25 protein-coding genes and 1 pseudogene are annotated in these 26700 nt (G+C 45.2%); 9 read left to right on the top strand and 17 right to left on the bottom strand.

Annotated elements, in window-relative coordinates:
- Positions 1 to 62: 62 nt before the first annotated feature.
- Positions 63 to 626: a DUF4442 domain-containing protein gene (locus AAJP47_RS11490; RefSeq protein ID WP_346718061.1), complete on the bottom strand. Its 564-nt coding sequence runs from the start codon at positions 624 to 626 to the stop codon at positions 63 to 65.
- A gap of 618 nt (positions 627 to 1244) precedes the next feature.
- Here AAJP47_RS11490 and AAJP47_RS11485 point away from each other — a divergent pair.
- Positions 1245 to 1627: pseudogene (locus tag AAJP47_RS11485) on the top strand (DUF3360 family protein); the annotation flags it as partial.
- Positions 1628 to 1765: 138 nt separating this feature from the next.
- Positions 1766 to 3610 carry an excinuclease ABC subunit UvrC gene (gene uvrC, locus AAJP47_RS11480; protein ID WP_346718060.1) on the top strand — a complete coding sequence of 615 codons (1845 nt, stop codon included), beginning with the start codon at positions 1766 to 1768 and terminating at the stop codon, positions 3608 to 3610.
- Between the two features lie 181 nt (positions 3611 to 3791).
- On the opposite strand, the gene AAJP47_RS11475 is transcribed toward uvrC, so the two are convergent.
- The 8 genes from AAJP47_RS11475 to urtA form a co-directional block, all read right to left on the bottom strand.
- Positions 3792 to 4364 carry a dihydrofolate reductase gene (locus AAJP47_RS11475; protein WP_346718059.1) on the bottom strand — a complete coding sequence of 191 codons (573 nt, stop codon included), beginning with the start codon at positions 4362 to 4364 and terminating at the stop codon, positions 3792 to 3794.
- A gap of 57 nt (positions 4365 to 4421) precedes the next feature.
- The gene (locus tag AAJP47_RS11470; RefSeq protein ID WP_346718058.1) at positions 4422 to 5309 is read right to left on the bottom strand and encodes a thymidylate synthase; all 888 of its coding nucleotides are present in this window, start codon (positions 5307 to 5309) and stop codon (positions 4422 to 4424) included.
- A gap of 120 nt (positions 5310 to 5429) precedes the next feature.
- The gene (gene lgt, locus AAJP47_RS11465) at positions 5430 to 6314 is read right to left on the bottom strand and encodes a prolipoprotein diacylglyceryl transferase (protein WP_346718057.1); all 885 of its coding nucleotides are present in this window, start codon (positions 6312 to 6314) and stop codon (positions 5430 to 5432) included.
- A gap of 360 nt (positions 6315 to 6674) precedes the next feature.
- Positions 6675 to 7373, bottom strand: coding sequence for an urea ABC transporter ATP-binding subunit UrtE (gene urtE, locus AAJP47_RS11460; RefSeq protein ID WP_346718056.1), 699 nt, complete (start codon positions 7371 to 7373; stop codon positions 6675 to 6677).
- A 101-nt stretch (positions 7374 to 7474) separates the two neighbouring features.
- A complete protein-coding gene (gene urtD / locus AAJP47_RS11455; RefSeq protein WP_346718055.1) occupies positions 7475 to 8320 on the bottom strand; it encodes an urea ABC transporter ATP-binding protein UrtD in 846 nt (281 codons plus the stop codon).
- Positions 8320 to 9390, bottom strand: coding sequence for an urea ABC transporter permease subunit UrtC (gene urtC, locus AAJP47_RS11450; RefSeq protein ID WP_346718054.1), 1071 nt, complete (start codon positions 9388 to 9390; stop codon positions 8320 to 8322). Before urtC ends, urtD begins: the two co-directional genes overlap by 1 nt.
- A gap of 10 nt (positions 9391 to 9400) precedes the next feature.
- Entirely contained in the window at positions 9401 to 10996 is a 1596-nt protein-coding gene (gene urtB / locus AAJP47_RS11445; RefSeq protein WP_346718159.1) for an urea ABC transporter permease subunit UrtB, read from the bottom strand.
- Between the two features lie 441 nt (positions 10997 to 11437).
- The gene (gene urtA, locus AAJP47_RS11440) at positions 11438 to 12790 is read right to left on the bottom strand and encodes an urea ABC transporter substrate-binding protein (RefSeq protein WP_346718053.1); all 1353 of its coding nucleotides are present in this window, start codon (positions 12788 to 12790) and stop codon (positions 11438 to 11440) included.
- Positions 12791 to 13019: 229 nt separating this feature from the next.
- On the opposite strand from urtA, the gene AAJP47_RS11435 reads away from it, so the two are divergent.
- Together AAJP47_RS11435 and AAJP47_RS11430 are read left to right on the top strand one after the other, a co-directional pair.
- Positions 13020 to 14669 (top strand): DUF4139 domain-containing protein, encoded by a 1650-nt coding sequence (locus AAJP47_RS11435; RefSeq protein ID WP_346718052.1) that lies wholly within the window; start codon positions 13020 to 13022, stop codon positions 14667 to 14669.
- A gap of 90 nt (positions 14670 to 14759) precedes the next feature.
- On the top strand, positions 14760 to 15584 hold the full coding sequence (locus tag AAJP47_RS11430) for an NRDE family protein (RefSeq protein WP_346718051.1): 825 nt from the start codon (positions 14760 to 14762) through the stop codon (positions 15582 to 15584).
- A gap of 84 nt (positions 15585 to 15668) precedes the next feature.
- Here the strand turns inward: AAJP47_RS11430 and AAJP47_RS11425 are convergent, their stop codons facing one another.
- Positions 15669 to 16190, bottom strand: coding sequence for an RNA pyrophosphohydrolase (locus tag AAJP47_RS11425; RefSeq protein ID WP_346718050.1), 522 nt, complete (start codon positions 16188 to 16190; stop codon positions 15669 to 15671).
- 584 nt (positions 16191 to 16774) lie between these two features.
- On the opposite strand from AAJP47_RS11425, the gene AAJP47_RS11420 reads away from it, so the two are divergent.
- Positions 16775 to 17188, top strand: a complete 414-nt coding sequence (locus AAJP47_RS11420) for an OsmC family protein (protein ID WP_346718049.1) — start codon at positions 16775 to 16777, stop codon at positions 17186 to 17188.
- 14 nt (positions 17189 to 17202) lie between these two features.
- Positions 17203 to 17628: an MAPEG family protein gene (locus AAJP47_RS11415; RefSeq protein WP_346718048.1), complete on the top strand. Its 426-nt coding sequence runs from the start codon at positions 17203 to 17205 to the stop codon at positions 17626 to 17628.
- Between the two features lie 60 nt (positions 17629 to 17688).
- Here AAJP47_RS11415 and AAJP47_RS11410 read toward each other — a convergent pair whose 3' ends face one another.
- The 7 genes from AAJP47_RS11410 to AAJP47_RS11380 form a co-directional block, all read right to left on the bottom strand.
- The gene (locus tag AAJP47_RS11410; protein WP_346718047.1) at positions 17689 to 18753 is read right to left on the bottom strand and encodes a tRNA dihydrouridine synthase; all 1065 of its coding nucleotides are present in this window, start codon (positions 18751 to 18753) and stop codon (positions 17689 to 17691) included.
- A 117-nt stretch (positions 18754 to 18870) separates the two neighbouring features.
- Positions 18871 to 20370 carry a UvrD-helicase domain-containing protein gene (locus AAJP47_RS11405; RefSeq protein ID WP_346718046.1) on the bottom strand — a complete coding sequence of 500 codons (1500 nt, stop codon included), beginning with the start codon at positions 20368 to 20370 and terminating at the stop codon, positions 18871 to 18873.
- Between the two features lie 209 nt (positions 20371 to 20579).
- On the bottom strand, positions 20580 to 21317 hold the full coding sequence (tatC, locus tag AAJP47_RS11400; protein WP_497198726.1) for a twin-arginine translocase subunit TatC: 738 nt from the start codon (positions 21315 to 21317) through the stop codon (positions 20580 to 20582).
- Positions 21318 to 21478: 161 nt separating this feature from the next.
- A complete protein-coding gene (tatB, locus tag AAJP47_RS11395; RefSeq protein WP_346718044.1) occupies positions 21479 to 22147 on the bottom strand; it encodes a Sec-independent protein translocase protein TatB in 669 nt (222 codons plus the stop codon).
- A gap of 49 nt (positions 22148 to 22196) precedes the next feature.
- Entirely contained in the window at positions 22197 to 22469 is a 273-nt protein-coding gene (tatA, locus tag AAJP47_RS11390; protein ID WP_346718043.1) for a Sec-independent protein translocase subunit TatA, read from the bottom strand.
- A 189-nt stretch (positions 22470 to 22658) separates the two neighbouring features.
- Positions 22659 to 23519 carry a bifunctional phosphoribosyl-AMP cyclohydrolase/phosphoribosyl-ATP diphosphatase HisIE gene (hisIE, locus tag AAJP47_RS11385; RefSeq protein WP_346718042.1) on the bottom strand — a complete coding sequence of 287 codons (861 nt, stop codon included), beginning with the start codon at positions 23517 to 23519 and terminating at the stop codon, positions 22659 to 22661.
- A 158-nt stretch (positions 23520 to 23677) separates the two neighbouring features.
- Complete coding sequence (locus tag AAJP47_RS11380) at positions 23678 to 24121, bottom strand: thioesterase family protein (RefSeq protein WP_346718041.1); 444 nt, start codon at positions 24119 to 24121, stop codon at positions 23678 to 23680.
- A 456-nt stretch (positions 24122 to 24577) separates the two neighbouring features.
- On the opposite strand from AAJP47_RS11380, the gene rpmI reads away from it, so the two are divergent.
- The 3 genes from rpmI (at position 24578) to pheS (ending at position 26668) form a co-directional block, all read left to right on the top strand.
- Complete coding sequence (gene rpmI / locus AAJP47_RS11375) at positions 24578 to 24775, top strand: 50S ribosomal protein L35 (protein ID WP_062845610.1); 198 nt, start codon at positions 24578 to 24580, stop codon at positions 24773 to 24775.
- A 134-nt stretch (positions 24776 to 24909) separates the two neighbouring features.
- Positions 24910 to 25266, top strand: a complete 357-nt coding sequence (rplT, locus tag AAJP47_RS11370; RefSeq protein WP_011281252.1) for a 50S ribosomal protein L20 — start codon at positions 24910 to 24912, stop codon at positions 25264 to 25266.
- Positions 25267 to 25612: 346 nt separating this feature from the next.
- On the top strand, positions 25613 to 26668 hold the full coding sequence (gene pheS / locus AAJP47_RS11365; RefSeq protein ID WP_346718040.1) for a phenylalanine--tRNA ligase subunit alpha: 1056 nt from the start codon (positions 25613 to 25615) through the stop codon (positions 26666 to 26668).
- Positions 26669 to 26700 lie beyond the last annotated feature (32 nt).

Here is a 26700-nt window from a genome sequence, read left to right as displayed (position 1 = left end):
TTTTGTTTGCATAGGTTTATCTTTTGCTCAAGCAGTCAATACCACTACATAAGCCTTGTCCGTCAAAACGTGTTCTCTAGGTTTTCTATACGGCTGCTTTGGTCTTTGGATTTGCTGTATTTACGCAATCGAATGTATAAGGTTTTGGTGACAGTGGCAATGATCTTTTGTTGCTCATCAACGATCTCAGTCTGATATTCACGAAATACTGCTTCACCGTCTTTTGCCAGCTCTTGAATCGTCGTGAGCTCAGCGCTGGGAATTTTTATCCGAGTCGTGACCTTGCTGTTACCCGGGGCGATGAACTCGATATGCGAGCTTTTATCCCATACCACGTAACTGCTGCCCAGTTGGTGCATCAGCATGAGCATATAAAATGGGTCCACCATTGAGTACAAGCTGCCACCAAATTGAGTACCGACAATATTTTTATTAAGACTATTTAGTCCCATACTGACCACGCATAGTCCCTGATCCAGATCAATATGATCAATTTTTATGCCAGCACCAACGTAAGGCGCGTACGTATTGATGCGCAGCTTTAGTAAATGCGGTGTCAGCAGTGGCATGATATTCTTTTTGGCTTTGCGTTTTAATGTCTCAAAGTTGATGGGTAATAAACTCATAAATCAATCCTATTCTCTTTTTTTAATCTTTTTTGTTTGCCATTGGCGAGACGTTTCGCGAATATCAAAGCATGATATATAAGAAAAACATTTACCATAATAAAAACTACAAAGGTCGCTGGTCTTAAAGAACGTCTCAACAGAGTAACGGCAAATTTAAAAATATTTGACCTATTATAGCGCTACTTGTCATGGACTGAGCAGTGTTATAAACAGACATAAACGATTAGGGCGTGTTTGATTATTCAACCATGGCACTGACAGAGACGATTTTTTAGACAATTCGAAGATAAATAGAGTAAGTATAGTTATTCTATACGTCTATTTTTATCGATGAAGTGGCAAAAAAGCGTCCTGTCCTTTCAGGCTGATGCTAAAATTATCTCATACTGCGTTATCACTCTTGCTAAGGCATGAGCATTATCTTCGATTGATGCCTTGTCTGAAACAATGTTAGCAATCAGCAGTGCCTATTTGTGAATTGGCAACACGCCCTAATACGTTATTTCAGCTATGCTCATACTAATTTATTAACCGCTTGTGTTCTAGTACTACGTTGTTGAAATAGAAGTCATTTAAGCTTTTTAAATGAAGGCGATAAACTTTACGTTATGATTTATACCAGTACACATAGATGAATTACATCAACCGAGCAAAAGTGTTGATAGCCGTGATGCCTATCTGAACCATGAACTCCAAATCATGCAGCAAAGACGCTGGCGTACCAACTTACCGTTTCGTGATTATCGTTTTGAGTATGAAGACACGATCCCTGCGATGGCCGCAATTATTAGTAAAGTAGTTTTGCGTGGGCGGAAAGCATTGGCATGGCACATATTGCTTTTGTGATGATTCTGCTTATCATTTTACTCTATGCGTTGTTAGAGAACTTCCAAAAGCGTTGGCTGGCGGTTCCGCTTAGCTGTGTGCTAGGCGGCGTTGCTTTTGCCATGGGCGCACCATTCGCTTTCGAAACGGTGCTAGGACTGCCAAAAATGAGTCGCTGGGTTATCCCTGTTATTACGTTTGTGGTATTAACGGGCGTCATGGCGCTTGATAAATGTTTCATTGGCTTGCAAAATTAGCCATGTCGCCCCATAAATAGTGGTATTCCTCCCGTTTTGAGAGTAAAAAATTCTATGGTCACTGTTCCAGTATCAAACCCCGTCGATGACAAAAAAGTTCGTCTGAAGCATCTAATCAAACGTTTGCCGAATTTGCCAGGGGTTTATAAAATGCTGGGCAAAAATGGCGATATCTTATACGTTGGTAAAGCCAAATCGCTAAAAAGCCGCGTCAACAGCTACTTTGCTAAGACTATTGATCATCCAAAGACACGCGCTTTGGTGGCTCGAATTCACAACATCGAGACGATTATCACGCGCAGTGAGACAGAAGCGTTACTGCTTGAGCAAAACTTGATTAAAGAGTATCGCCCGCCTTATAACGTGCTGCTGCGTGACGACAAATCCTACCTTTATGTGTTTATCTCAGCAGATAAGCCTTATCCACGCTTGGCCTATGGACGCGGTAAAGGCAATCATCAAAAAGGTCGGTTTTTCGGGCCTTTTCCCTCGGCTCATGCGGCCAAAGAAACGCTGGTACTGATGCAAAAGATGTTTCAAATGCGTCAATGTACCAATACCTTTTTTAAACAACGTCAGCGTCCTTGTCTTGAGTATCAAATCAAACGTTGCCGTGCGCCTTGTGTGGGCCTTGTGTCACCTGAAGAGTACGCAGAAGACGTTAACAATACCATTCGCTTTTTGAAGGGCGATTCTAGCGATATTCACAGTGCGCTGATTGAAAAAATGGAAGGGGCCGCTGAAGCGCTTGATTTTGAAAAGGCGGTATTCTATCGCGATCAACTCTCCATGCTGCGGGAAGTGCAAGCGCGGCAAGCCGTTTATACGGTACAAGGTGAGGCCGATGTGATTGCTATGTCTAGTCAGGCAGGCATGACGTGTGTCAACGTATTGACTGTGCGCGGTGGACGGGTATTGGGTGGTAAAAATTACTTCCCAGATGTCGATAGCAGCGAGCCATTGGCGCACAACTTATCGGCCTTTATTACCTCATTTTATTTTCAGGTGACGGATGACTTACCAGCAGAAATCATTTTAAGCCATGAGCTACCGGATCAAGAGGCGGTGAGTGAAGCTCTAGCAACGCATTTTGGCAATAAAGTCGTGATCAAAACCAACGTGCGTGAGCATCGCTCAGAATGGCTGGATTTGGCAAAACTAAATACCAACAATGCGCTAAAAACCAAGTTGGGCGATTACTTAGAGCTGCATGCACGCTTTGGTGCGTTAAAAGACGTCTTGGCTGACGTCACGGATCGCACCATTGATCGGATTGAGTGTTTTGATATCTCACACACCATGGGCGAGGCGACCATCGGTAGCTGCGTGGTCTTTGATCAAGGCGGCTCGCGCAGGCGCGATTATCGTCAATATGCCATACATGATATTCAGGGCGGTGATGACTATGCTGCGATGAAACAAGTATTGACGCGGCGTTATAAAAAACAGCCACTGCCGGATTTGTTGCTCATCGATGGTGGTAAAGGTCAGCTGGGAATCGCAAAAGAGGTGCTAACAGAACTGGGTATTTTGGGCGACACGCTACTTATCAGTGTGGCAAAAGGTGAGGGGCGTAAAGCAGGTCTTGAGGTATTACATTTTATCGATCATGAGCCGCTCGACTTACCTATGGATAGCAAGGCGCTGCATTTATTGATGCATATTCGCGACGAGGCGCACCGTTTTGCGATTACGGCGCACCGTAAGAAGCGTGACAAGCGTCGCTCATCGTCCGTGCTAGAAGTCATACCGGGGCTTGGTGAAAAGCGCCGCCGTGATTTACTCAATCACTTCGGCGGTATGCAGCAGTTGCTTGGCGCATCCCAGCAAGAGTTGGCAGGCGTGCAGGGCATTGGGCCTGTACTTGCTAAGACGGTTTATAAAGTACTGCACGAGTAGATTAAGCACGACATTATGACGCTCAACAGGAATAAATTTTTCTCGCGTGCTGTACCACAGCAGACAGAGGCTACAAAAAATTTATTCCAGTCCCGCTCTATTCTTTTTATATGGACCTAGCTATATCATAAGCAATAATGCTGCTTGTGATAGCTCCTTTTTTTTAGCAAATGAGCCGATATCATTCAGCCACTTTTTTTTGATAAGTCACAAATTTAAAATCCAAATTACTTTTGTCATCGTGCATCTGCTCAGATTCTGAAGCAATGGTGAAATTGTCTGACAGTTCTGGAAAAAACGCATCACCATCAGCAATATCAGTATCGATATGCGTGAGTTCAATACGATCGGTATACCGCATCGCTTCCTTGAATACGCGCTCACCGCCGATCACCCAAATGGTATCAAGATGCGCACCATGAGCAAGGCTGGCCGCTTGCGTTAAGGCATCGTCTAAATTGTGTACCACATAAGCGTTGTCCCGACCAGCCAGTCCTTGTTGCTCAGCATAGTCTAACTGAGTACTAATGATAAAGCTCACACGTTTGGGTAAAGGCTTGCTGCCCATCGACTCAAACGTTTTGCGACCCATGATGACGATACCTTGTATATCGCTATCGTTTGGTTTAGTCGTCATCTTCTTAAAATGCTGTAAATCTGCTGAAATATGCCACGGCAGATCGTTGTTCTTACCGATACAACGATTGCTACTCAACGCAGCGATTTGGGCGACCTCAGTGTGGGCATAACTCATAACATGTCCTTATTGTTTTCTTTCAGAATGCAGTAAATATTTTTTATATTGGATCCACTATACAGCGACTTTTGCTTTAATCGCAGGATGTGATTCATAACCATCGACACGGATATCTTCGTAGGTAAAGGCAAAAATGTCCTTAACGTCTGGATTGAGCGTCAATGTTGGTAGCTGATAAAGCGAGCGTGTCAGTTGTAGCTCAACTTGCTCGCGGTGGTTTTGATAAATATGACAGTCGCCGCCCGTCCAGATAAACTCACCCACTTCTAGTCCGCAAACTTGCGCGACCATATGGGTCAATAGCGCATAACTTGCGATATTAAATGGCACGCCTAGGAATAAATCTGCCGAACGCTGATACAGCTGGCAGGAGAGCTTACCGTCTGCCACAAAAAACTGAAAGAGAGTATGACAAGGCGGCAAGGCGACTTGTTCGGCCTCGCTTGGATTCCAACCTGACACGATCAAGCGGCGTGAATTGGGATTGGTTTTTATTTGCTCAATCACTTGCGTAATTTGGTCAACGCCATCGCTATGATAGCTGCCATCGTCATCTTTACTGGCTCCATAGTTACGCCATTGATGACCATAAACGGGACCTAAATCGCCCTCAGGACGGTTGAAACGTGCGGTTTGCTCAGCGGTTGCCCATTCATTCCAGATGCGTACGCCATTTTTTTGCAAATAATCGACATGGGTGCTGCCGCTTAAAAACCACAATAGCTCATAAACGATGGATTTGAAATGGACTTTTTTGGTCGTTAATAGGGGAAAGCCAGTTGCCAAATCGAACCTAAGCTGCGCGCCAAAGTGACTTAGCGTACCTGTACCCGTACGGTCGCCTTTTTCAGTGCCTTCGCTCAAAACTTGCTGGAGCAGATCCAAATAGGCCTGCTCATTTTTGTTGCTAAGAGGTTTGTTATTAGGGGTGTTACTATTCATAAAAATGCTCTTCTACGCTGCGACAGCGTATGACTAATACAGTAATTGATTAAGACGGCGCTTAGAAAAATATAACGCTTAGAAAATTATAATCTTTAAAACATGGCGGGATAAATAGGCTTAATAAGCCGCTTGCTTACCCCAATCGTAAATGCCGCGCTTGTAAGCGTAACCGATCAAGAACAGACCAATAAGAATCATCGGGGTGCTCAATATCTGACCTTTGGTCATCCAACCTAACAATATGAATCCTTGGTCAACGTCTGGCTGACGGAAAAACTCAATGATAAAGCGGCTAACACCATAACCCAACATAAAGACACCCGTCACTGCCATGCGCGGACGCGGCTTTGATGAGTACCACCATAAGAACAGAAACAACAAGAAACCTTCGGCAAAAGCTTCATACAGTTGTGATGGGTGACGAGGCAATAAGTACTGACCATTGACCTCAGTCATAATGTCTTGCAGCGCAGGATTGGCTTGTAATTGTTGCGCGTCAAACCCGGCGGCTTGCGGAAAGTAGGTGAGCCAATTGTAGCCACCATCAGAAACACGGCCCCATAGCTCGCCGTTGATATAGTTACCAATGCGTCCAAACAATAAACCTGTCGGTACGCAAGGCACGATAAAATCGAGCACTTGAAAGGGGGTCTTTTTATACTTGCGAGCAAAATACAGCATCCCCAGCATGACACCGATTAGGCCGCCATGGAATGACATACCGCCTTCCCACACTTTGAAAAGATAGGCGGGGTTTTGTAGCAGCTCACCGAATTGATAAAACAATACGTAACCGATACGGCCGCCTAAAATGACACCAAGTGCCCCAAAAAACACCAAATCGGACACCATATCTGTCGTCCAGCCCTCACGCTTGGTGCTGCGATACCATGCCAGACCGTAAGCGGCAGCAAATGCCAGTAAATACATCAGGCCATACCAATGGACTTCGACAGGCCCAAGTGCCAAGGCGACAGGATCGTACTGAGGATGAATCATCATAAGGGTGTCATAATATTGATAATAAGATGTTGCTCATGATAGCAAATTTCATGCGTCGGGCATACATTATTGCTATAACGCCAATCACTAGGCATTGATGGTTTAGAGCATTAGTCTTGTAGGCAAACGTTAAGTTGTTAAGCAGAAGCTATAATAAATGAAGTAGGGCGTGTATTTAATGATAGGCGTCATAATAGGAAAATTTTTGTCATGATAACGGATGGTTCTTGGTTCTTGGTTCTTGGTTCTTGGTTCTTGGTAGTGGGTAGTGGGTAGTGGGTAGTCTAAGGTAGATAGGAAAGCCTGACTACTAGAACTACTAGAATGCTGTCACTACCAAGTAGGTATTATTGATGATAATCAGATAGCGACCAATTCTTGTACGTTGTTTTCGACCATGCTGTCGCCTGAACCTTGCGAAACTACCTTGCCACGTGAGAGCACCGTGTAGTTATCAGCCAGATCTTCGGCAAACTCATAGAACTGCTCGACCAGTACAATGGCCATGTCACCTTTGTCAGCCAAGTCGCGAAGGACGCGGCCAATATCTTTGATAATGGAGGGTTGAATGCCTTCGGTTGGCTCGTCTAAAATAAGGACAGTCGGCTCGGAGGCTAGCGCACGAGCAATGGCAAGTTGCTGCTGCTGACCACCGGATAAATCGCCGCCACGACGGTGTTTCATTTCATCAAGGACTGGGAAAATATCATATAAATGCTTGGGTACTTGCTTGGCCTTACTGCGTGGAAACTTAGCCATACCAATCAAGATATTTTCTTCTACGGTCAATGTCGAAAATATATCGCGACCTTGTGGCACATAAGCCAGCCCTGCTCGCACACGCTGCTCGGGTGAGAGTTTGCTGATATCTTTGTCATTGAGCAAAATCTCTCCTGATTTGATTGGCAGTATGCCCATCAAGCATTTGAGCAGTGTGGTCTTGCCCACGCCATTGCGCCCAAGTACGACGCTGCATGCGCCTACGGGTGCTGTGAATGAGACGTCTCGTAAAATATGACTGCCACCGTAATATTGATTGATGCCATTGACTTGTAACATGACGATCTCCTAATCTTTTAATTATTTTTAACATTTGCATGGTTTAGCGGTTTATTATTGACTGGCGATGTATTGAGTTAGTGCCCCAATTATCGACCCAGCTATCGACCTAAATAGGACTCAATCACCGCTTCATTGGCTTGCACTTCTGCCAAAGTGCCTTCTGCCAATATCGCCCCTTGTGCCAATACCGTGACTTTTTCGCTGATAGCATCAATAAAGGTCATGTCATGCTCGACCACCACTAAGGTGTGATTTTTCTTAAGACGCAGGCACAGCTCGGCAGTATGCTCGGTTTCGGCATCCGTCATACCCGCCACAGGCTCATCCAGTAAAATAAGCTTGGGACTTTGCATGAGGAGCATACCAATCTCAAGCCACTGCTTTTGACCATGAGAGAGTAAACCAGCCGGCTTGTTGATCCTGTCAGTTAAACGGATTTGCTGAAGGGTGGCGTCGAGGGTATCGCGCGTGTCGGCATCGAGTTTGTTGAACAAGCTTTTGACAACGCGTTTGTCTTTCGGTGCGGCAAGTAACAAATTATCCATGACGGTAAAGTTTTCAAATACGGTAGGCTTTTGAAACTTACGCCCGATACCCGCTTCAGCGATTTCTTCGGTAGATAGACTGGCAAGATTGTGCGTCTGACCAAAAAATACACTGCCTTCGGTAGGGCGAGTTTTACCAGTGATGACATCCATCAGCGTGGTTTTGCCCGCGCCATTGGGTCCGATAATACAGCGCAGCTCACCCTCCTCAATATAGAGCGACAGATTATTAAGTGCTCTAAACGAATCAAACCAAACGCTCACCTCTTCTAGATATAGCGCAATACCATGGCTAAAATCGGCGCCTGCTGGCTTTGGGTGGCTGCGGCCAGTACCGCCATGAGTACGCCCATACTCATTAACTGGCGGTTCAGACGGTGTTGATTTATCAGTTAGCATTACTGTTTCTCCTTTTTAAAGCGATCGAACAAGCCCATAATGCCATTGGGTAAAAACAACGTGACCACGACGAATAGCCCGCCTAATATCAATAGCCAAAACTCAGGATAAGCGACCGTAAAGTAGGTTTTTACCGCGTTCACCACGCCCGTTCCCAAAATTGCGCCAATCAAACTTCCTCGACCGCCAGTCGCGACCCAAACGGCCATCTCGATTGAGTTGACAGGGTTCATCTCACTTGGATTGATAATGCCGACTTGCGGCACATAGAGTGCCCCTGCGATACCAGCGATGACGGCGGATAATACCCAAGCAGATAGCTTGTACCATAGCGTGCGATAGCCCAAATACTGTAAGCGGTTTTCGCTATCACGAATCGCGCCCAGTACGCGTCCATAAGGTTGATTCATCAAATAACGCAGACCCAGGTAAGACACGAGCAGCGCTAAGGCAGTGACAAAGCACAGCACCGCACGAGTTGAGGCAGCGGTAATGTCATAGCCTAAAAGGGTGGTAAAACCAGTAAAGCCATTATTGCCACCAAAGCCTGTCTCATTACGGAAGAAGAGCAGGGCTGCTGCATAGACCATGGCTTGGGTGATGATAGAAAAATACACCCCTTTGATTTTGGAGCGAAAGGCGAAAAAACCAAAGATAAAGGCAATCACACCTGGTACTAAGACTACCAAGGTCATCGCCCACCAAAAGTGCTGCGTACCTGCCCAGTACCATGGCATCTCAGTCCAGCTCAAAAAACGCATAAAATCAGGCAGTCCATCGCCAGCAGTCTCACGGGTTAAGTACATGCCAAACGCATAACCACCCAACGCAAAATACAAGCCATGCCCCAAGCTTAGGATGCCAGCATAGCCCCAGACAAGGTCTAGTGCCAATGCCACCATTGCCAGCGCCATTATTTTGCCAATGAGCGTGATCCAGTAGGCTGAGAGATGAAAGGGTGAGGTTTCCGGCATCAGATGCAGCCAAGGCAGTATCAGCAATACTGCAAAGCACAAACCAATTAAAACGGCACTACGCCTTGTATCAGACAATAATTTGGTCAGTATCATAGCGCTCTCCTTATTCGACAAAGCGGCCTTTGAGGGCAAATAAACCTTGTGGCCGCTTCTGAATAAACAGAATCACAAGAACCAACAACACAATCTTGGCCAATACCGCGCCAATACCAATCTCAAGCACCGTACCGCTAACACCCAGTCCTAAGGCGGCTAGTACCGCGCCCCATACTTGCCCGACTCCGCCAACGACGACGACCAAAAAGGTATCAATAATATAGGTCTGACCCAGATCAGGACCCACGTTGCCCACTTGCGCAAGCGCACAGCCAGCCATACCCGCCAGCCCAGAGCCTAGACCAAATGCCATCATATCGATGCGGGCAGAAGGGATACCGACAGCACGTGCCATTTGACGGTTTTGGGTGACGGCGCGTATAAACAAACCAAAACGGGTCTTGTTGAGTAAGTACACCAGTAGCGCCACGACGAGGACCGTAAACACGATAATGGCAATACGGTTATAAGGCAGCACTAGGCTGGATGACACTTGATAGGCGCCGCTCAGCCACGCCACATTGCTGACTTCAACGTTTTGTGCGCCAAAAATCATCCGTACCAACTGCATTAGAATGAGACTCACACCAAAGGTTGCCAACAAGGTTTCCAGCTCACGACCATATAAGGGCCGAATCACAATACGCTCAATAACCATGCCAATGACCGCGCTGACCAAAAAGGCAGCTGGAATAGCAACAAGCAAATACCAGCCAACCATATCTGGCATGTAAGCTTGGAAGAAATTTTGCACCATATAGGTGGTATACGCGCCAATCATAATCAGCTCACCATGCGCCATGTTAATCACGCCAAGCAAACCAAAGGTAATCGCAAGGCCAAGCGCAGCGAGCAGTAAAATACTGGCCGTACTCATGCCTGTGAAAATATGCCCTGTCCATGTGCTTATCTTGATACGGCGCGCCACCCTGTCTCTGGCATCGATAAGCGCCGCTTCGAAGGTAGGATCTATATTATCCGCTGCGAGCGCAGACTCGATATCGACCAATACTTGCGGGCTATCGCTATCAGCGAGTAGCTTTACCGCTACAATCTGAGTGGCTAGGTCACCATTTTTAAAGTCTATACGCGCTTGTAGGGCGGCCAATGCTTTTTTAACTTTAGCATTGTCTTCGTTTGTTATAGCGGCTGTGATAATGGCTGGATCGACTTGATCAATGTTATTAGCCAGAATATTTACAGCTTGCAGGCGCTGTGCTGGCTTGTCAGACTCTAGCTTTACCTTGGCCTGCCCAAAAATCAGCGCGGAACGTAAGGCATTGGTCAATGTGACTTGTGATAAGTCACTTGGCCAATCGGCCGTTTCTTTTTTGTCAGGATAGGTAAAAAGCTGATCCTCTGCGTTGAGCAAATAAGTCTGTCCACCGTTGCCTTGATACAGCTCATCATTGGCAATCAACTCGACTAGACTGTCTAAACTCTCAATCGATCCTGGCCAATCATTTAGCATGGCTTGGCGCTGACTAAAATCACCTGCTACGAACTGGGGGATTGCATCACCTGATGCGGCAGTCGAGGTTTGTGAAGGAGTAGTCAGTGATTGCTCATTATTGGTGCGTAGCGTACCACTACCATCAGTCATCGACTCTGAGGTGATAGTGGCGATATTTGTAGATTGAGCATCATTATCAGCGTGATTGTCAGCGTGTGCGGTGGTGCTTAAGATCGCCATAAACAAGATAATCAATGCAAGCAGCGGTAGCGGCACAAACATTGACATACGAGTCGTGTTCTTCACTGCTACTGCTACTGCTTGTTGCTCGTTATCATTTTTGGACAATATTTGTCCTAAAAATGGACGTAAAGTATGGTGCGGCATATACGGCTCCCTGTTTTTACAGACAACAAATTCTTGTCTTTTATCACTTAGCCTAGTAAGTAATAGAAGTCTTAATAAGATTTGGAGATGCTTAAAATGTTGAAAATAAATGTGGAAAGTAGGCGCGGATACGTTTATTTATATCGTCTATCCAGCTGCCCACTATCCATGCGCTTTTCAGCATCCATTTATTTAGGGAACCGTTTATTTAGGAATATACTCGCTCCATGGCTGTGCTTGGATGACTTCTTGGGTTTTATAAATAATGTCAAATTGACCATCGGTACGAATTTGTCCAATCATCACAGGCTTCCATAAGTGGTGGTTTTCCTCATCCATTTTTAGGGTGTAGCCAGAAGGTGCGTCAAAGGTTTGTCCCGCCATGCTAATACGTACTTTATCGACATTGGTGGTGCCTGCTTTTTCAACGGCTTGTTTCCACATATTGATACCCACATAGGTGGCTTCCATCGGATCATTGGTCACGACTTTGTCAGCATTCGGCAATTTTTTGTCCAGTGCGTATTGCTTATAGCGTTTGGTAAAGTCGCTATTGGTTGGGTTTTTGATCGACATAAAGTAGTTCCATGCCGCCAAGTGTCCTTGTAATAAGCTGGTATCAATACCGCGCAGCTCTTCTTCACCGACTGAGAACGCCATGACTGGAATATCTGAGGCCTTGATACCTTGGTTGGCAAGCTCACGATAGAACGGCACGTTTGAGTCGCCATTGATGGTAGAGATCACCGCGGTCTTTTTGCCTGTTGAGAATTTCTTAATATTAGAGACGATGGTTTGATAGTTGCTAAAACCAAATGGTGTGTACTCTTCCATGATGTCTGCATCAGCCACGCCTTTTGATTTCAAAAACGCTTTCAAAATCTGATTGGTGGTGCGTGGATAGACGTAATCGGTACCCAATAACACAAAGCGCTCTGCACCGCCGCCTTCTTCGCTCATCAAATACTCAACCGCTGGAATGGCTTGCTGGTTGGGCGCTGCGCCAGTGTAAAAAATATTTTCTGATTGCTCTTGGCCTTCGTACTGTACTGGATAAAACATTAAGCCGTTTAGCTCTTCAACCACTGGCAATACTGACTTACGCGATACCGATGTCCAACCACCAAAAATCACATCAACTTTATCTTGAGTGAGCAGCTGACGCGCTTTTTCAGCAAACAATGGCCAGTCAGAGGCAGGATCAACAACCACAGGCTCTAGTTGCTTACCGAGCACACCACCATTGGCATTGATCTCATCAATGGTCATCAAGGCAGTATCTTTTAGAGAAGTTTCAGAGATGGCCATGGTGCCAGATAGGGAATGCAAGATGCCCACTTTGATCGTGTCGCCATCAGCGGCAGGAGTGGTCGTGGTTTCTGTCGCGGTTTCGGTTGTTGTCTCTGTTGATGTCGCGGTTTCGGCAGGCTTTTGACAGCCAGCAAGACTCAGGCTGCCAACGATGGCAATCGCTAGTAACGAAAAGCGTGATTTGATTTTGCCGTGGAAGTGAGAGTCAACAAATTGAGGATTGGCTAAAGTGGGTAACGAAAACATGGACATCTCCTAAATAGACACAAAAGATAAAATATTGCTCCTGAACGCTTATTAAGGGTTCAAGTTCCGTGCCAAGTTAAAAAAGTCAATAATCAGGTCACAATTGAGTAATAATTAACTATTATTTAAGATAATCGTTAATTTAGTGCATTATCATCAATAAACTGCACCATAAAAGGGATATAAATAGAAAGATGCCATGATTGATTTCACTTCTAAGGAAAGATGTATGAACGCACACCCAACGCATGGGTCTGGCCTAACGGATCCTGCACGCATATTAGCGCCGCTCAGCTCAATGACCCGTTTCGCTGTACTGCCACTAATATTCGGTGGTAGTACCGTATTAGGGCTATCTGGCGCACAAGCAGCAACCAGTAGTATCGAGCAAGTGACTGTGTATCAGGGACTGGCAAGCGTCACACGTTCGTTGCCTCTTACAGGCAGTGGCGAGCAAACCGTTGTATTTTCTTGCCTGTCACCTTATATGGATAAAGAAAGTCTCAGCGTACAAGCGATGGACAATGTCAATGTTGGTGAAATCAGTATTGAAGAATTGACAGGGGAGCAAGCCGCCCAGTGTCAGTATCAAGGTGACGCTAAGGTGCAAACACAGCAAAATACCCTAGCCAGTATCAATGCTGAATTAGAAGCCGCGCGCTTGGCAAAAGCCTATTTGCAGAATTTGACCAAAGTCACGCAAGTTAATATTGACGGAACTATCGCCAACAACGCACGCGATATAGAGACGCAGGCCGCCAGTCTTAACCAAAAGATTTTGGAGATTCAGCAGCGGCAGGCAAGTGCACAAGACGCACTGAATCAGATCATGGCAGGTAGCGCAACATCAGTCTCTAACAATGTGACACAGGTAAGCGTACGCACTGTCAGTCGCTCGCCAAGCACGCTCAAATTGCATTATCAGGTGCAAGGCGCAGGTTGGGAACCCACGTATCAAGCGCGTCTAAACACCAATAGCGAGCAGCTAAATATCACTGCCTCTGCGATCATCGCCCAGCAAACGGGTGAGAACTGGACCAATGTTCCTGTGACCCTCAGTACTGCAAATCCTAATCAAAGTGCGACAGGGCAACTGCCTTATGTGCCGCGCCTATCGCTATATGAAGAAAATCAAAATGTTCAGTATGTACCACCTATGTCGGAGGCTATGCCTGTTGTATTGGTATCTGGAAGAGAGAGCTATAGCGATGCTGTTGCTGAAGCACCGCTACCAAGTTTTGCCGTTAGCAGCCAAAACAAAAACGGTATTATTGAGTATCGCTTACCGCAGCTAGTGACGATTCCGAGTGGCGGTCGACGAGTACGTACAGTGATTGGCGAGCAGTCTGGTAGCAGTAAGCTGTGGGTTCGGAGTACCCCGAGCGTGGAGACAGCTGCCTATTGGTATGCGTCGGCGCCGTTCTTGACCCCAGATTGGGTAGATGGTTCATTACAGCTGTACCGTGACGATAACTATGTGGGTCAGTCGCGTTATAGCTATCAGATGCTAAAAGAGCAGGGGATTGGCTTTGGTCGTGATCCAAACACGATGGTGAAAGCGCTAATCAATGAAGACAAGCAGGGTGAAAAAGGCGTGCTAAGCCGTACGCAAACCTTAACGACCACCAAAGCTTATCAATTTACCAACCAGCATAACCGCCCTGTGCGCTTACAAGTATTGGGGAGTGAGCCCATCAGCCGCGATGATAGCCTGAAAGTTGCGGTCACTCATTCGCCGCCTGTCACTGAGCGCAATTGGAATGATAACCAAGGCATGGTAGCGTGGGAATTCGACTTACCGAGTAAACAGTCACAAGTGATACGCTCGACTTCTCAAATCAGTTATCCTGCCAATAAGCTATTGGATGGCAATCCATAATTGATGTTTTGTTAGCCAATACGCTATAAACAAAGTCTTTTATCTTTGCTAAAAAGTACTTGTACAACAGATTTTTATAAAAGGAATACTATGTGTATTGTCGCCATTGCTTGGCAATTATTTGATGAGCTGCCATTAGTGCTATTGTCCAATCGTGATGAGTTTTTGCAGCGTCCGACTAAGCCATTGCATCAGTGGTCTGATCAGCCTATCTACGCAGGACGTGACAGTCAAAGCGGTGGTACTTGGTTGGGCATTCATCAAGCACAGCAGACAGCTCTGCAACAACAAGAGTTTAGACAACAAAACGGACGCTGGGCGGCGGTATTGAACTTTCGTGACGGTGTACAGGCCAGTAATGATGAGCGCTCACGCGGGGCGTTAGTGACAGAGTTTTTGACAGGCACATTAAGCCCAATGGATTTTGCCCGTAACATCCAGCTGCAAGCGTATGCGGGTTTCAATCTTATTATTGGTGATACGGCGCAAGCCGTTATCGTCAATAATCGCGGCCATGCGCCCACTCCCTTGTACGCAGGACTACATGTCATCTCAAACGGTCAACCGGAAGACAGTTGGTTTAAAACCGAGCGTTTACGTGGCAGACTACGCCAAGAAGTATTGCCATTGATTGCAGAAGATAGCGCCCCTGAATACTGGCAAGCCGCCGCTTTTAATGTGTTGTCCGATCATACACAAGCGCCAGCGGATCGGCTGCCTGATACTGGCATGGCGACTGAGCTTGAGCAGGTGCTGTCTTCGGTTTATATCGAACCGGTTGCCCTAGGTCGCGGGGTAGATAACGTACCCACCTATGGAACGCGCACCCAAAGTATTTTGACATTGACTAAAGACGATGAGGCAAGCTCAAGTGTAGAGGCTAAGATAATAAGTCGCGAAAGCCAAAGTCTATAAAAGAAAAATAAACATAAAAAAATGCCCACGACACCTGCTAAACCTACTAGCAAATGGCGTGGAAATCTATTATGTTGTCAAACCTCACTCCACTAACAAGTGATTGTTTTGTTCAGGGATAATCAACTCTTGCTTTAGGGGAAGTTCACGTACCAGCTCTTGTAGAGCGCGACGATATACTCCGCGTTTAAAATGAATCACTTGTCCGAGTGGATACCAGTAACTGACCCATTGCCAGTGATCAAATTCTGGTTTACCCTCATCAAAGCGGATGTGTTGGGTATTCGGCTCATCTAAGCGCAGCAAAAACCATTTCTGTTTTTGCCCAATACATAAAGGGTGCTGTCCGTGACGCACATAACGTTTTGGCAGACGATAACGCAACCAATCTTGCGTGACTGCCAGTAAATCTACGTGACGCGGATGCAGGCCGACCTCTTCCCAGAGCTCGCGATACATCGCATCCATCGGCGTCTCCCCGCGGTCGATACCGCCTTGGGGAAATTGCCAAGCGTTGTGACCAATACGTTTTGCCCACAGAACTTGCCCTTGTGTATTTGCCAAGATGATGCCGACATTGGCGCGAAAGCCGTCTGCATCTATCATGACCAAACCTTTTTAATTTGTTTAAAACAGTGCTTATTCAAACCAAATATCGCGACAGCAATCATAATTATTATAGGGTGATTATTATCGATATCTGATAAGAATAAGATTCATTACCGTCATTAAACCAAGAAACAAGCAAAATGTGTAACAGTATTTTGCTATAAAATGTTTCACGAGTTTATCCGTTTAAAATCAGTCATTTATAATTAAACTTTTGTTAATTATTTTGCTAAAAATTAATAAAGATAAATTGACATTGTCGTAAGTGTTTGGGCTTACAAGATGCAGTTAGCTACCCAAACCCTATTTATAAAAGACAAATAATTTGCAAAAGAAAACATCAGTCGCTAATTACTTATTAAACGACTAGGTTTCTAATGACTAAGTTTTCAATGACTAAGTTTTCAATGGCTAAGTTTTGAGACAATGGCTCTATAAAACCTCGCTTTGGCTTATGCTACACTAGAGCAGTTTCCGAATTAGATAGGCCAACCTCTTAACGCTAATAAGCGGTCAAGCTCACAAAATTACGAGCATTTTTTAAAAAACATACATAATATATTATAGAAGGATCATGCAAAATGTCAGAATCAAAAGCAAGCGTTACTTGGCAAGAGAATAAAGCGTTTATGGGCGTCTCGCCATCAGGACATAATGTACAAATGGATGGCGGTAAAGAAAAAGGCGCCAGCCCCATGGAGCTCATCTTGTTGGGTTTGGGTGGGTGTGCCAGTTATGATGTGGTATCGATTTTGCAAAAATCGCGTCAAGAAGTACAAGATGTACGTTGTGAGCTGACTGCACAGCGCGCTGATGCCGTACCAGCGGTATATACCGATATTCATCTGCACTTTATTGTGACGGGTAAAGATATCAAGGACAAACAAGTCGAAAAAGCGGTAAACCTGTCTGCAGAAAAATACTGCTCGGCCAGCCGCATGTTGGCGCAAGGCGGGGTGAATATTACTCATGATTTTGAAGTTATTGCAGGGTAGGGGCAAGGATACTTATGAATGCAATCTTTGGATTGGTCTCTGATACCGCTGCTTCTGCCATTTGGGCAATGGTGATAGCAAGTCTATTACCAGTAATGATGGCAATGTTGGCGAAAGTAGTTGGCGGCTTTAATATGGCTGACAACTCGCATCCGCGTGACTTTTTGCAAAATACGACAGGAATGGCGGCACGTGCCAATGCAGCGCAGCAGAACAGCTATGAGACGTTGCCTGTCTTTTTGGCTGCCGTTTTGGCTGCTATGTTGTTCTTCGTTCCGCAATTGATTATTAACACGCTGGCTTGGCTGTATGTGTTGATTCGCATTGGCTATTGCGCCGCTTATATTACCAATTTGGCGACGTTTCGTTCCATACTTTGGGTGTTATCTATTGCTTGTTGTCTGATGTTGTTTTACTTAGCAATCCGTATTAGTACTTAATGCTAAGACTACAGTAAAGTCTGATTTTATAGAAAAACGTTAAGAAAAAGCAGATGATGGTTATCGGACACTGGCTTGCAGTGCGGTAATGATCGCTGCTTTATTTTTTTCTCGTTTGATATCGTTCCACAGTATTTGCGCCTCACTATAACCTTTAGTGAGCATCCCAAGCCACTGCTTGTAACGTCCGACTAAGACCACCTCGCTTTTCGCTTCGCCTTGTAAAAATTTGATTTGATGCCCAATCAAATCTTGCCACAACAGCGTTGCTGTATCTTCTAATTGTCTATTATCAACGTGAACCAAGTCGCTTTTAAACATGTCATTTTGAATCATGTGCTGATCGATATGAGCAATCAAATCGGGACGAGTAACCGCGCCGCGCCCCAGCATGAGATGCCTTGTTCCTGCCTGCACCATGCAATTTTGCGCTTGCTCTGTGTTCCAAATCTCGCCATTGGCAATCACGGGAATATTAAGCGCATTAAAATTCTGAACTTTATCCCAATAAGCAGGCGGCTTATAGCCTTGGGTTTTGGTGCGGGCGTGAATGGTCAGCCAATCAGCGCCACTACTATCAATGGCACCGCGAATATCGTCTATGCGGCTGGTATCGGTGTAGCCCAAACGAATCTTCGCTGATACAGGAATATTGTCAGGGACGGCGCGGCGCACGGCGCTGATAATCTCGTACATGACTTCAGGTTCATCCAATAATACCGAGCCACCGCGATGGCTATTGACGGTCTTGGCAGGACAACCAAAATTGATATCAATGGCAGGCGCGCCAAGCTCACAAGCGTAAGCGGCGTTTTCTGCCATTAGTTGTGCCTCACTACCAAGTAGCTGCACATGAATCGGCGTGCCAGACGCGGTCTTGGCGTCATGATGTAGCTCAGGCACATATTTATAAAAGACATGAGCTGGCAAGACATGTTGGGTCACGCGAATAAACTCGCTCACTGACCAATCATAGGGACGGCCTAAGTCTGACGCAATTTGCGTTAAAATTTGGCGCATCAATGGATCGGTCAAGCCTTCCATGGGGGCGAGTAGGCGGACGGGATTGGCGAACCGTTGGCGTATGGCATTTTTACGTGCTTGAAATTGCTGAGTGTTATTCATGGTGCGGTAATCATTATTAGAAATGGAAGAACGGTTGACCGAAGATCAAATGAAGGCAGAGTATTAGGATAAAGGATTGGTACAAAATTTTCTTGCTTGCTGTGAGGTTTAAGAAAATTAAGTATTGCCAAAAACCACCTTTTTCCCCGTCTGTAATCCTGATATCAAGTCTTTAATGTTGTGAATGTCCAAGTTGCTTTGGGCGCGTGTGCAGGCGACGTAGAGCAAGCGCAATTCTTCTGGACTTATCTTGACCGCGTTGGTGGTGACATCATAATAAAAGTCATCGTCCAGTTGCACTTTACCCCACTCAAGCCCTTTGGCTTTATGCGCCGTTGAGATGACATAGTCGGCATTCTCGATACGGGTAAGGCTATTGACTGCTTGCGTCAACACATTGGTGCCATGATCATCGACCAGTTTGACCAAGGTTTTTAAGTCGCTGCCCTCGTTGGTTTCCGAGTATTCTTGTACATCGCCCCAATTATAGAAATAGGCAAGCTCAGGCACGCCATAAGCCGACTTGCCATTTTTTAAGTTCTCCGCAGCTTGACAGAATTTGAGCATGCGATCGGTATCGGCTTGTAGCGCCACGCGGTGTCCAAGTTTTAAACCTGTCAAAAGCTGCGCCATGGCAGCGGCATTGGTACGGCACAAGATAGCGTCTTTTTTGCTATGCACCATGCCTTTATCCGTAGAGGACTGTTTATTGGGGTTGCCTTTTAGGGGCACGTCTTCCTGCAAGGCTTTCAATAAGGTATTGGCCACTTCTGCAATCGGTTCACCAAAGCGAAACGACTGCGTCAATAAGGTTTGCGGTAGCGGTAGCTTTTTCATGGCATTCACCGCACCGCGCCATTCGTAAATCTGCTGATGCGCGTCGCCCACATAAATGACTTGTCTTGGCTGCTGCGTCAAAATCCCCATCATTAATGGGTCAGCGTCTTGCGCTTCATCAAATAATATAAAATCAGCAGGAATGCTGGGCTTAGACAAGGCCCAAAGCTTAAGATAAATATCATGCCCAATGCCAGCCGGGTGGCGTGCATCAATCGATTGTAGCCAACGTTGTTCAACGGCAGGGTAGAGCATCTCGCGCAGCTGCTCGGCATCCGATTCATCGAGCCAACTGGGAAACAATATATGTCTTGGCGCAGGATAGCTGGCATGGGTACTACAAAAATTACTCACCGCATCACTGACGAAACGCGACAGTCGAGCAGGCGTCAAGGTGATGTACTTATTGACCCCATCCATTTGCCGACGGACTTGTACCGGTTGTAAGCCCAAATCATCGCCTAGACGCTTGGGTGAAAAGCGTGGCAATGAAAGCTTGGCGGTAATATCGCGAGCCACATGACGGTAAGCAAGTGAATGGAAGGTACGGCACTCTACATGGGGCGGAAACTTCTGCCTTGCGTCATTGGCAATCGCTTTGTTAAAGGCCAGATATAGACCACGTCCGCGCAGACGCTCACCGATTAATTTGAGCGTCGTTGTTTTACCAGCACCGGCATAGGCAACTACTTTGAATGACTTATGATCCATGGCCATATTAAGCGCGCTCAGCTGCTCATCGGTGGGGTCACTCATATAAGCGGGCATAGATGCGGACATAATAAGGCTACCTAAAGGACAAAAAATGATGAAAAACAACGGCGGTAAAAAAAGCCACTGCATAAACAATGGCTGTTGGACGCTGATCGTGGTCAGTGATGACAATAAGCGCTAAGCTCACTGGGATAAGAAAAAATCATGATGAATTAAAACATGATTTTTTTCTATTGAATAGGCCTACTTAACATCAAATAAGAATATTAAGCGTTCTATTGCTTGTTGGTCGAGGCAAAAATAGGGGTAGGCGCTTCTTTGATGAGGATTTTGGCCAGCAATAAACCAAGCTCAAACAATAACCACATCGGAACGGCCAGCATCAGCATCGAGACACCATCGGGCGGCGTGACAACTGCTGCTACCGCAAAACAACCAACGATAATATAACGGCGTTTTTCCTCTAGGCTCTGAATGGAGACAATACCGGCCAATATCAATAGCAAGGTGACAACGGGAATCTCAAACGTTAATCCAAACACCATAAATAATTTTAAGGCAAAACTTAGATAGCTGTCGATATCTGTCATTGGTAGGACATTCTGCGGGGCAAACATGATAAAGAACTTCAGCACGCCTTTGAGCACCACGAAGTAAGAAAACGCTACCCCTGCATAGAATAAAAAGATGGATGAAAATAGCACTGGAATCGCGATTTTCTTCTCTTTTTTATACAATCCGGGCGCAACAAATGACCAAATCTGATAAAGAATATACGGCATGGCCAAAAATGCAGCGACAAATACAGTCAGCCGTATCGGTGCCATAAAGTTGGACGTAATATCGGTTGCAATCATGGTCGAATTGGCAGGCAATTGAGCAACCAGTGGGTCTGACAAAAAGTTATACAGCTCACGTGAAAACCCTGCTAACGCCAAAAATATGACCAGTACCGCCACACATATTCTAATCAGGTGGCGACGCAGCTCAATCAGATGCTCAGTGATGGGCATATCAGCCAAAGCGCTTAAAACATCGTCAGACGCATTATCATGAGCGGTTTTTGAGCTGGACTCAATACTTGAATCAGTGCCTAGGCTTGAATCAACGTTTGCGTCGATGTCTGAATCAGTGATTTTTTCTTGACGGCTTTTTTTGCGTTTGAACAATCCCATCAATCAGCTTCCTGTTTATTGAGATAGGCTTGATTCGCCGTAGAATTGTCTAAATGAGCATTTAGCAAGATATCCGCTTTATAGTTGGGCAAGTATGGCGGCATCGGCAGGCGACGGGCTTTGTCATACGCTCCCAAACGAAACCACATATTCTCCCACGGTCTGGTCATGATAGGTTGAACGGGTTGGTTGGTACAAGTATTAACGTCTGGTGCTGAGAAGATATCGTGTTCGGCTGATTTTTGCTCTTGCCCATACGCATAATCGAATGCTGTTGGGGCGGCGGTTTGATGATTGCCTGTGTCGCTACTGTGCTCAGTCTCTGCCTTATCACTCTGATCATGCGCACTATTATCGGTATGGGAGGCTTTTAGATGCTGGTTCTGCGAGTGTTCAAATTGCTTCATATTACCGCGCATCTCTGCCATCTCACGTCTCATATCCGCTTCAGTTTGACGAATTTTGGCAAGCTCTTTTTGCATCATTTGCCGCGTTTCAGCCAAATCCAGTTCAGCTTCTATCTCAGACTGTAACGTCGAGACGGTACGGCGAATTTTGGCATACCATTGCCCAGCCGTGCGCGCTGCTTGAGGCAGTTTTTCTGGGCCTAAGACAATCAGGGCGATGACGCCGAAGAGGAGTAATTCAGAAAACCCAATATCAAACATAATGGTCGAATGTCACTATTTCAAATAAAGCAGGCTAAATGCGACGGGCTTATACGTTGTGCTTATCGTCAACAGGCGTAGAGTGGACAGTGCTGTCATCAACCTTTTGGCTGGCAGAACGCTCAGTTGTACGGGCATTGCCATCATGATCAAGCACCACATGTTTTTTGGCATGTTCAACGTTTTCATCTTTAACGGCTTCTTTAAAACCTTTGACCGCACCGCCCAAATCTTTGCCGGCATTTTTGAGTTTTGCAGTGCCAAATACGACGACAACGACGACCAATAATATTAGCCAATGCGTAATAGAAAAACTGCCCATAATGGTATCCTTTTGACTTAATTTTCAGTCTTTATATGAAGGCTTTGAGTTTATGAAGATTGATCAGTAAACAAAAAACATCGACATATAATGCGAAGTAAAATAGAGGTACATTATATCCTGCACTTATGACAAAAAGGTGAAACCGACCACAAAAGATAAAGCTATTTACTTAAGTAAGTGTCAAAGCTATCGAGCGGCTTTTTCATCGATACCTGAGAGTCCAAAGCGTCGACCCAGCTCGCTCAATACGGTGTCTGACTCTATATCAAACCATGCCAAACCAACCAAGGTGTGGAACCAAACATCTGCCACTTCATAAATGAGCTCATGACGGGCGTCATCGTATTGCGTTTTGTCTGTATTCTCATCACAGTTGGCAAAGTCTTTGGCAGCGATAATACTCTCTACGCTTTCTTCACCCACTTTTTCTAAGATTTTATTCAAACCTTTGGCGTATAAACTTGCCACATAAGAGCTATCGGCATCGGCTTGTTTTCGTTCTGACAATACGTGATCCAGTTGTTGCAAAATAGAGCGTTGATCAGTGTGCGTTTGATTGCTCTCAACATGGGTAATAGTGTCAGCATCCGTAACGACATTAGCGCTAGGATTTTTGTCTTGAGCTGTATCAATGGTCGATTCATTTGAATGATAAATATCAGAGGGATCTTTTAAGACTTTATCGACGGTTTGCCATTCTGGGTGTTGCCCAGATAAGTCCAAACGCCGATAAAAACAAGATTCGCGTCCTGTGTGGCAAGCAATGCCACCTGCTTGCGTGACGTTTAGTACAATGACATCGGCATCACAGTCCAAGTGAATGTCATGCACGGTTTGCGTGTGACCTGACGACTCGCCTTTGTGCCACAGTTTGGCGCGTGATCGCGAAAAGTAAACCGCTGTTTTTGTTTGGGCGGTTAATAGCAGCGCGTCGCTATTCATCCACGCCATCATCAGAATACGCCCAGACTTATGATCTTGGGCAATGGCAGGAATTAAACCATCACTATTAAAATTTACGTCGGTTAGCCAAGCAGGTAAAGTCATCATTTATCCGTTTTTTCTGGGTGTGGTATTTGCTATTGTTATTTAATCAAGCCATTCGTATTTTGAGAAAAACATTTACTTAAAAGATAGCACTTAAAAAATAGTACTCAAAAAACAGTCACTGATATGGCAATGGTATTTGTTATGAATTAACCTTATTAATGCTTAAATAAGTGTGGGTACAGCGCTTCTTTAATCTTGTTATCAAGCGCGGTTACTTTATTCGCTTTAAAGTCATAATTGACAAAATGCTGTCTGGCTTTTGCTACGGTATCACCTGTGTGTAGACGTGAGATCTTTATCTCTACATGACCGCCATTATCATACATGGGTTCAACACCCACCTCAAACAACAGCTCTTCACGTACCTGTACACGGCTGCTGATATTTAGCTGTAATTCATCAATAATCAAACCTTGATAATCGGCATTGACCTCTTTGATTCCTTTGGCATATAAAAACCGCAACCATGCTTCCGTCAACAATGCGGTCAAAGATTCGATAGTCATATACTGACCCGTATCGATCTCAGTATGACGCACGCGCATCACGGTTTCAAAGACCAAGAGGTCATCATCAACTTTTATTTCCTTTTTTGGCACGTTTTCTCCCAAAGCGATTATAGGCGAGGCGTTCTGCTGATTAGGGTACAGGTTCGCAGGGTTAAGAGGGATGGGGTCATACTAAACACAGTCAATAACGGCTTAAATAGTTGGATATGACGGACGCTCAGATTATAGCAAATTCTACTCTCTACTTAAGCATAGCTTAGGCTGACATTCAATCTTTTTGGAAAAAATCATAACCTTACTGAGGTTTTATTGATATTTTGATACGGTTGACCGCAAGCTCGCGCGTGCGAATTGGTGGATACCACTCGCAGCTTTGGTCGGACTAAAACTTTACTTGGCAAAACAAGCCACTATCTGCTAAAATAGCGCCTCCCACCTCGAGGCAAATAGAGGTTTGATGATTGTTTATATGGCAACTTATATAGTAGTCAGACATTTTCCCTATTTGACGACCAGGTTCTAACAAAGAAAAAGAGGCAACTCATCATGAAAGTTAAGATGAAAACCAGAAGCGGTGCCGCTAAACGCTTCAAAAAAACAGCAAACGGCTTCAAGCGTAAGCAAGCTTTTAAAAGCCATATCTTGACCAAGAAATCACCTAAGCGTATTCGCCAGTTGCGTGGTCTTAAGTTAGTGCACAAGTCTGACGAAGCAGCTGTTCGTCGTATGTGCCCATACATCTAATAGCCTATCGTCACTTGTATTTAATTTAAAATTGTTGAATTGGATATAGCTGACTTTGCAATCTGACAACGATGTTTACTATTTAATAGCATCGTCATTCGTTTAACAGTGATTACAAAATCTTGGAGTAAATTATGGCCCGTGTAAAACGTGGTGTACAGGCAAATCGCCGTCACAAAAAAATCTTGAAGCGTGCAAAAGGCTACTACGGTGCCCGTTCACGTGTTTACCGTGTAGCGGTACAAGCAGTAACCAAAGCTGGTCAATATGCATATCGTGACCGTCGCAACAAAAAACGTACTTTCCGTCGTCTTTGGATTGCACGTATCAACGCTGGTGCACGTTTAAATGGCTTAAGCTATAGCCGCTTTATCAATGGCATGAAAAAAGCCAACATCGCAATCGATCGTCGCGTCCTTGCTGACATCGCTATGCATGATGCTGCAACTTTCACCGCATTGGTCGAAAAAGCAAAAGCGGAATTGGCCTAATATTAACCATCCTTTAGATATTCAGCATATTAAGTTGAGTGTTTAGATGGATAGGACTAATATTGATTAATAGTATGATATTAATAGAAGCTACCGCTAGTCGGTGGCTTTTTTTATATGATATGTTTTTGCTCATCCTGGGTATCGAGATGGAAGCGTGATATCAACACTTGGTGAATAAAGATTGATGAATCAAGCTCCATGAATCAAGTATGATGAGTACTGTCTAAATATTCAAGCCATTCATAACACTCGTTTTTATTTTAAAATAGCGAGTAAATGGTTTGCAATATTTGGTCAAATCCCTACAATTAATAGTCCGTTCAAATCAGGAATAATGCGTCTTATGACTACCCCTGCTGCCACCAACGACTTGTCGGCGCTACCGACCTTATCTACAGAGCTGAATGATCTTAGCGAAGCTCAATTGACCGAGTTTGCTCAAGCCGCTGACGCTTTGATTGTACAAGTCACTGATGCCCGCGTATTGCAAGACTTACGAGTGCAATTGACTGGTAAAAAGAGCCTATTAACGGGTTGGTCAAAACAGATGGGCAAGCTTACCGCCGACGATAAAAAAACCTACGGTGGCTGGTTGCATCAAGTGCGTAGCCGCATTCAGCAGACCCTGACAGATCAGCAGCAGCAACTAGACGTTGCGGCACTAAACGCTAAGTTAGAGGCTGAGAGTATTGATATCACCTTGCCTGCGCGCGGTGGACAAAAAGGCCATTTGCATCCGGTGACGATGATTACCCAGCGTATGCAGCAGTATTTTGTGCAGGCGGGTTTCAATGTGGCAACCGGCCCTGAGGTCGAGAGCGATTACTATAACTTTGAAGCGCTAAATATTCCCTCCCATCACCCAGCGCGTGCGATGCACGATACTTTTTATTTTGATGCGCATTATTTGCTACGTACCCATACCAGTCCGGTACAGATTCGTACCATGGAAAAAAACGAGCCACCGATTCGTATTATTTGTCCAGGCCGTGTCTATCGCAATGACTCAGACCAAACGCATTCCCCTATGTTTCATCAGTTAGAAGGGTTGATGGTCACCGAATCGAGTACTTTTGCGGAGTTAAAAGGCTTGATCAGCGAGTTTTTGGAAGCGTTTTTTGCCAAAGAGCTGACCGTGCGTTTTCGTCCCTCATTTTTCCCATTCACTGAGCCCTCAGCTGAAGTCGATATCTTAGATGATAATGGTAAATGGCTTGAGGTCATGGGCTGCGGTATGGTGCACCCACAAGTACTGACCAACTGTGGTATCGATAGCGACAAATACACGGGTTTTGCCTTTGGTATGGGAATTGAGCGCTTTGCGATGCTGTATTACGGCATCGATGATTTGCGTTTGTTTTTCCAAAACGATGTACGCTTCTTAAAGCAGTTTGGCTAGAATTTCCGTTTTCAGTGGTTAACGGGTATTTG

The organism is Psychrobacter halotolerans (genome assembly GCF_039680845.1).
In the GTDB taxonomy this organism is placed as follows: domain Bacteria; phylum Pseudomonadota; class Gammaproteobacteria; order Pseudomonadales; family Moraxellaceae; genus Psychrobacter.
The sequence above is the reverse complement of the archived record's forward strand: the minus strand, read 5'-3'. Positions and strand labels throughout refer to the sequence as shown.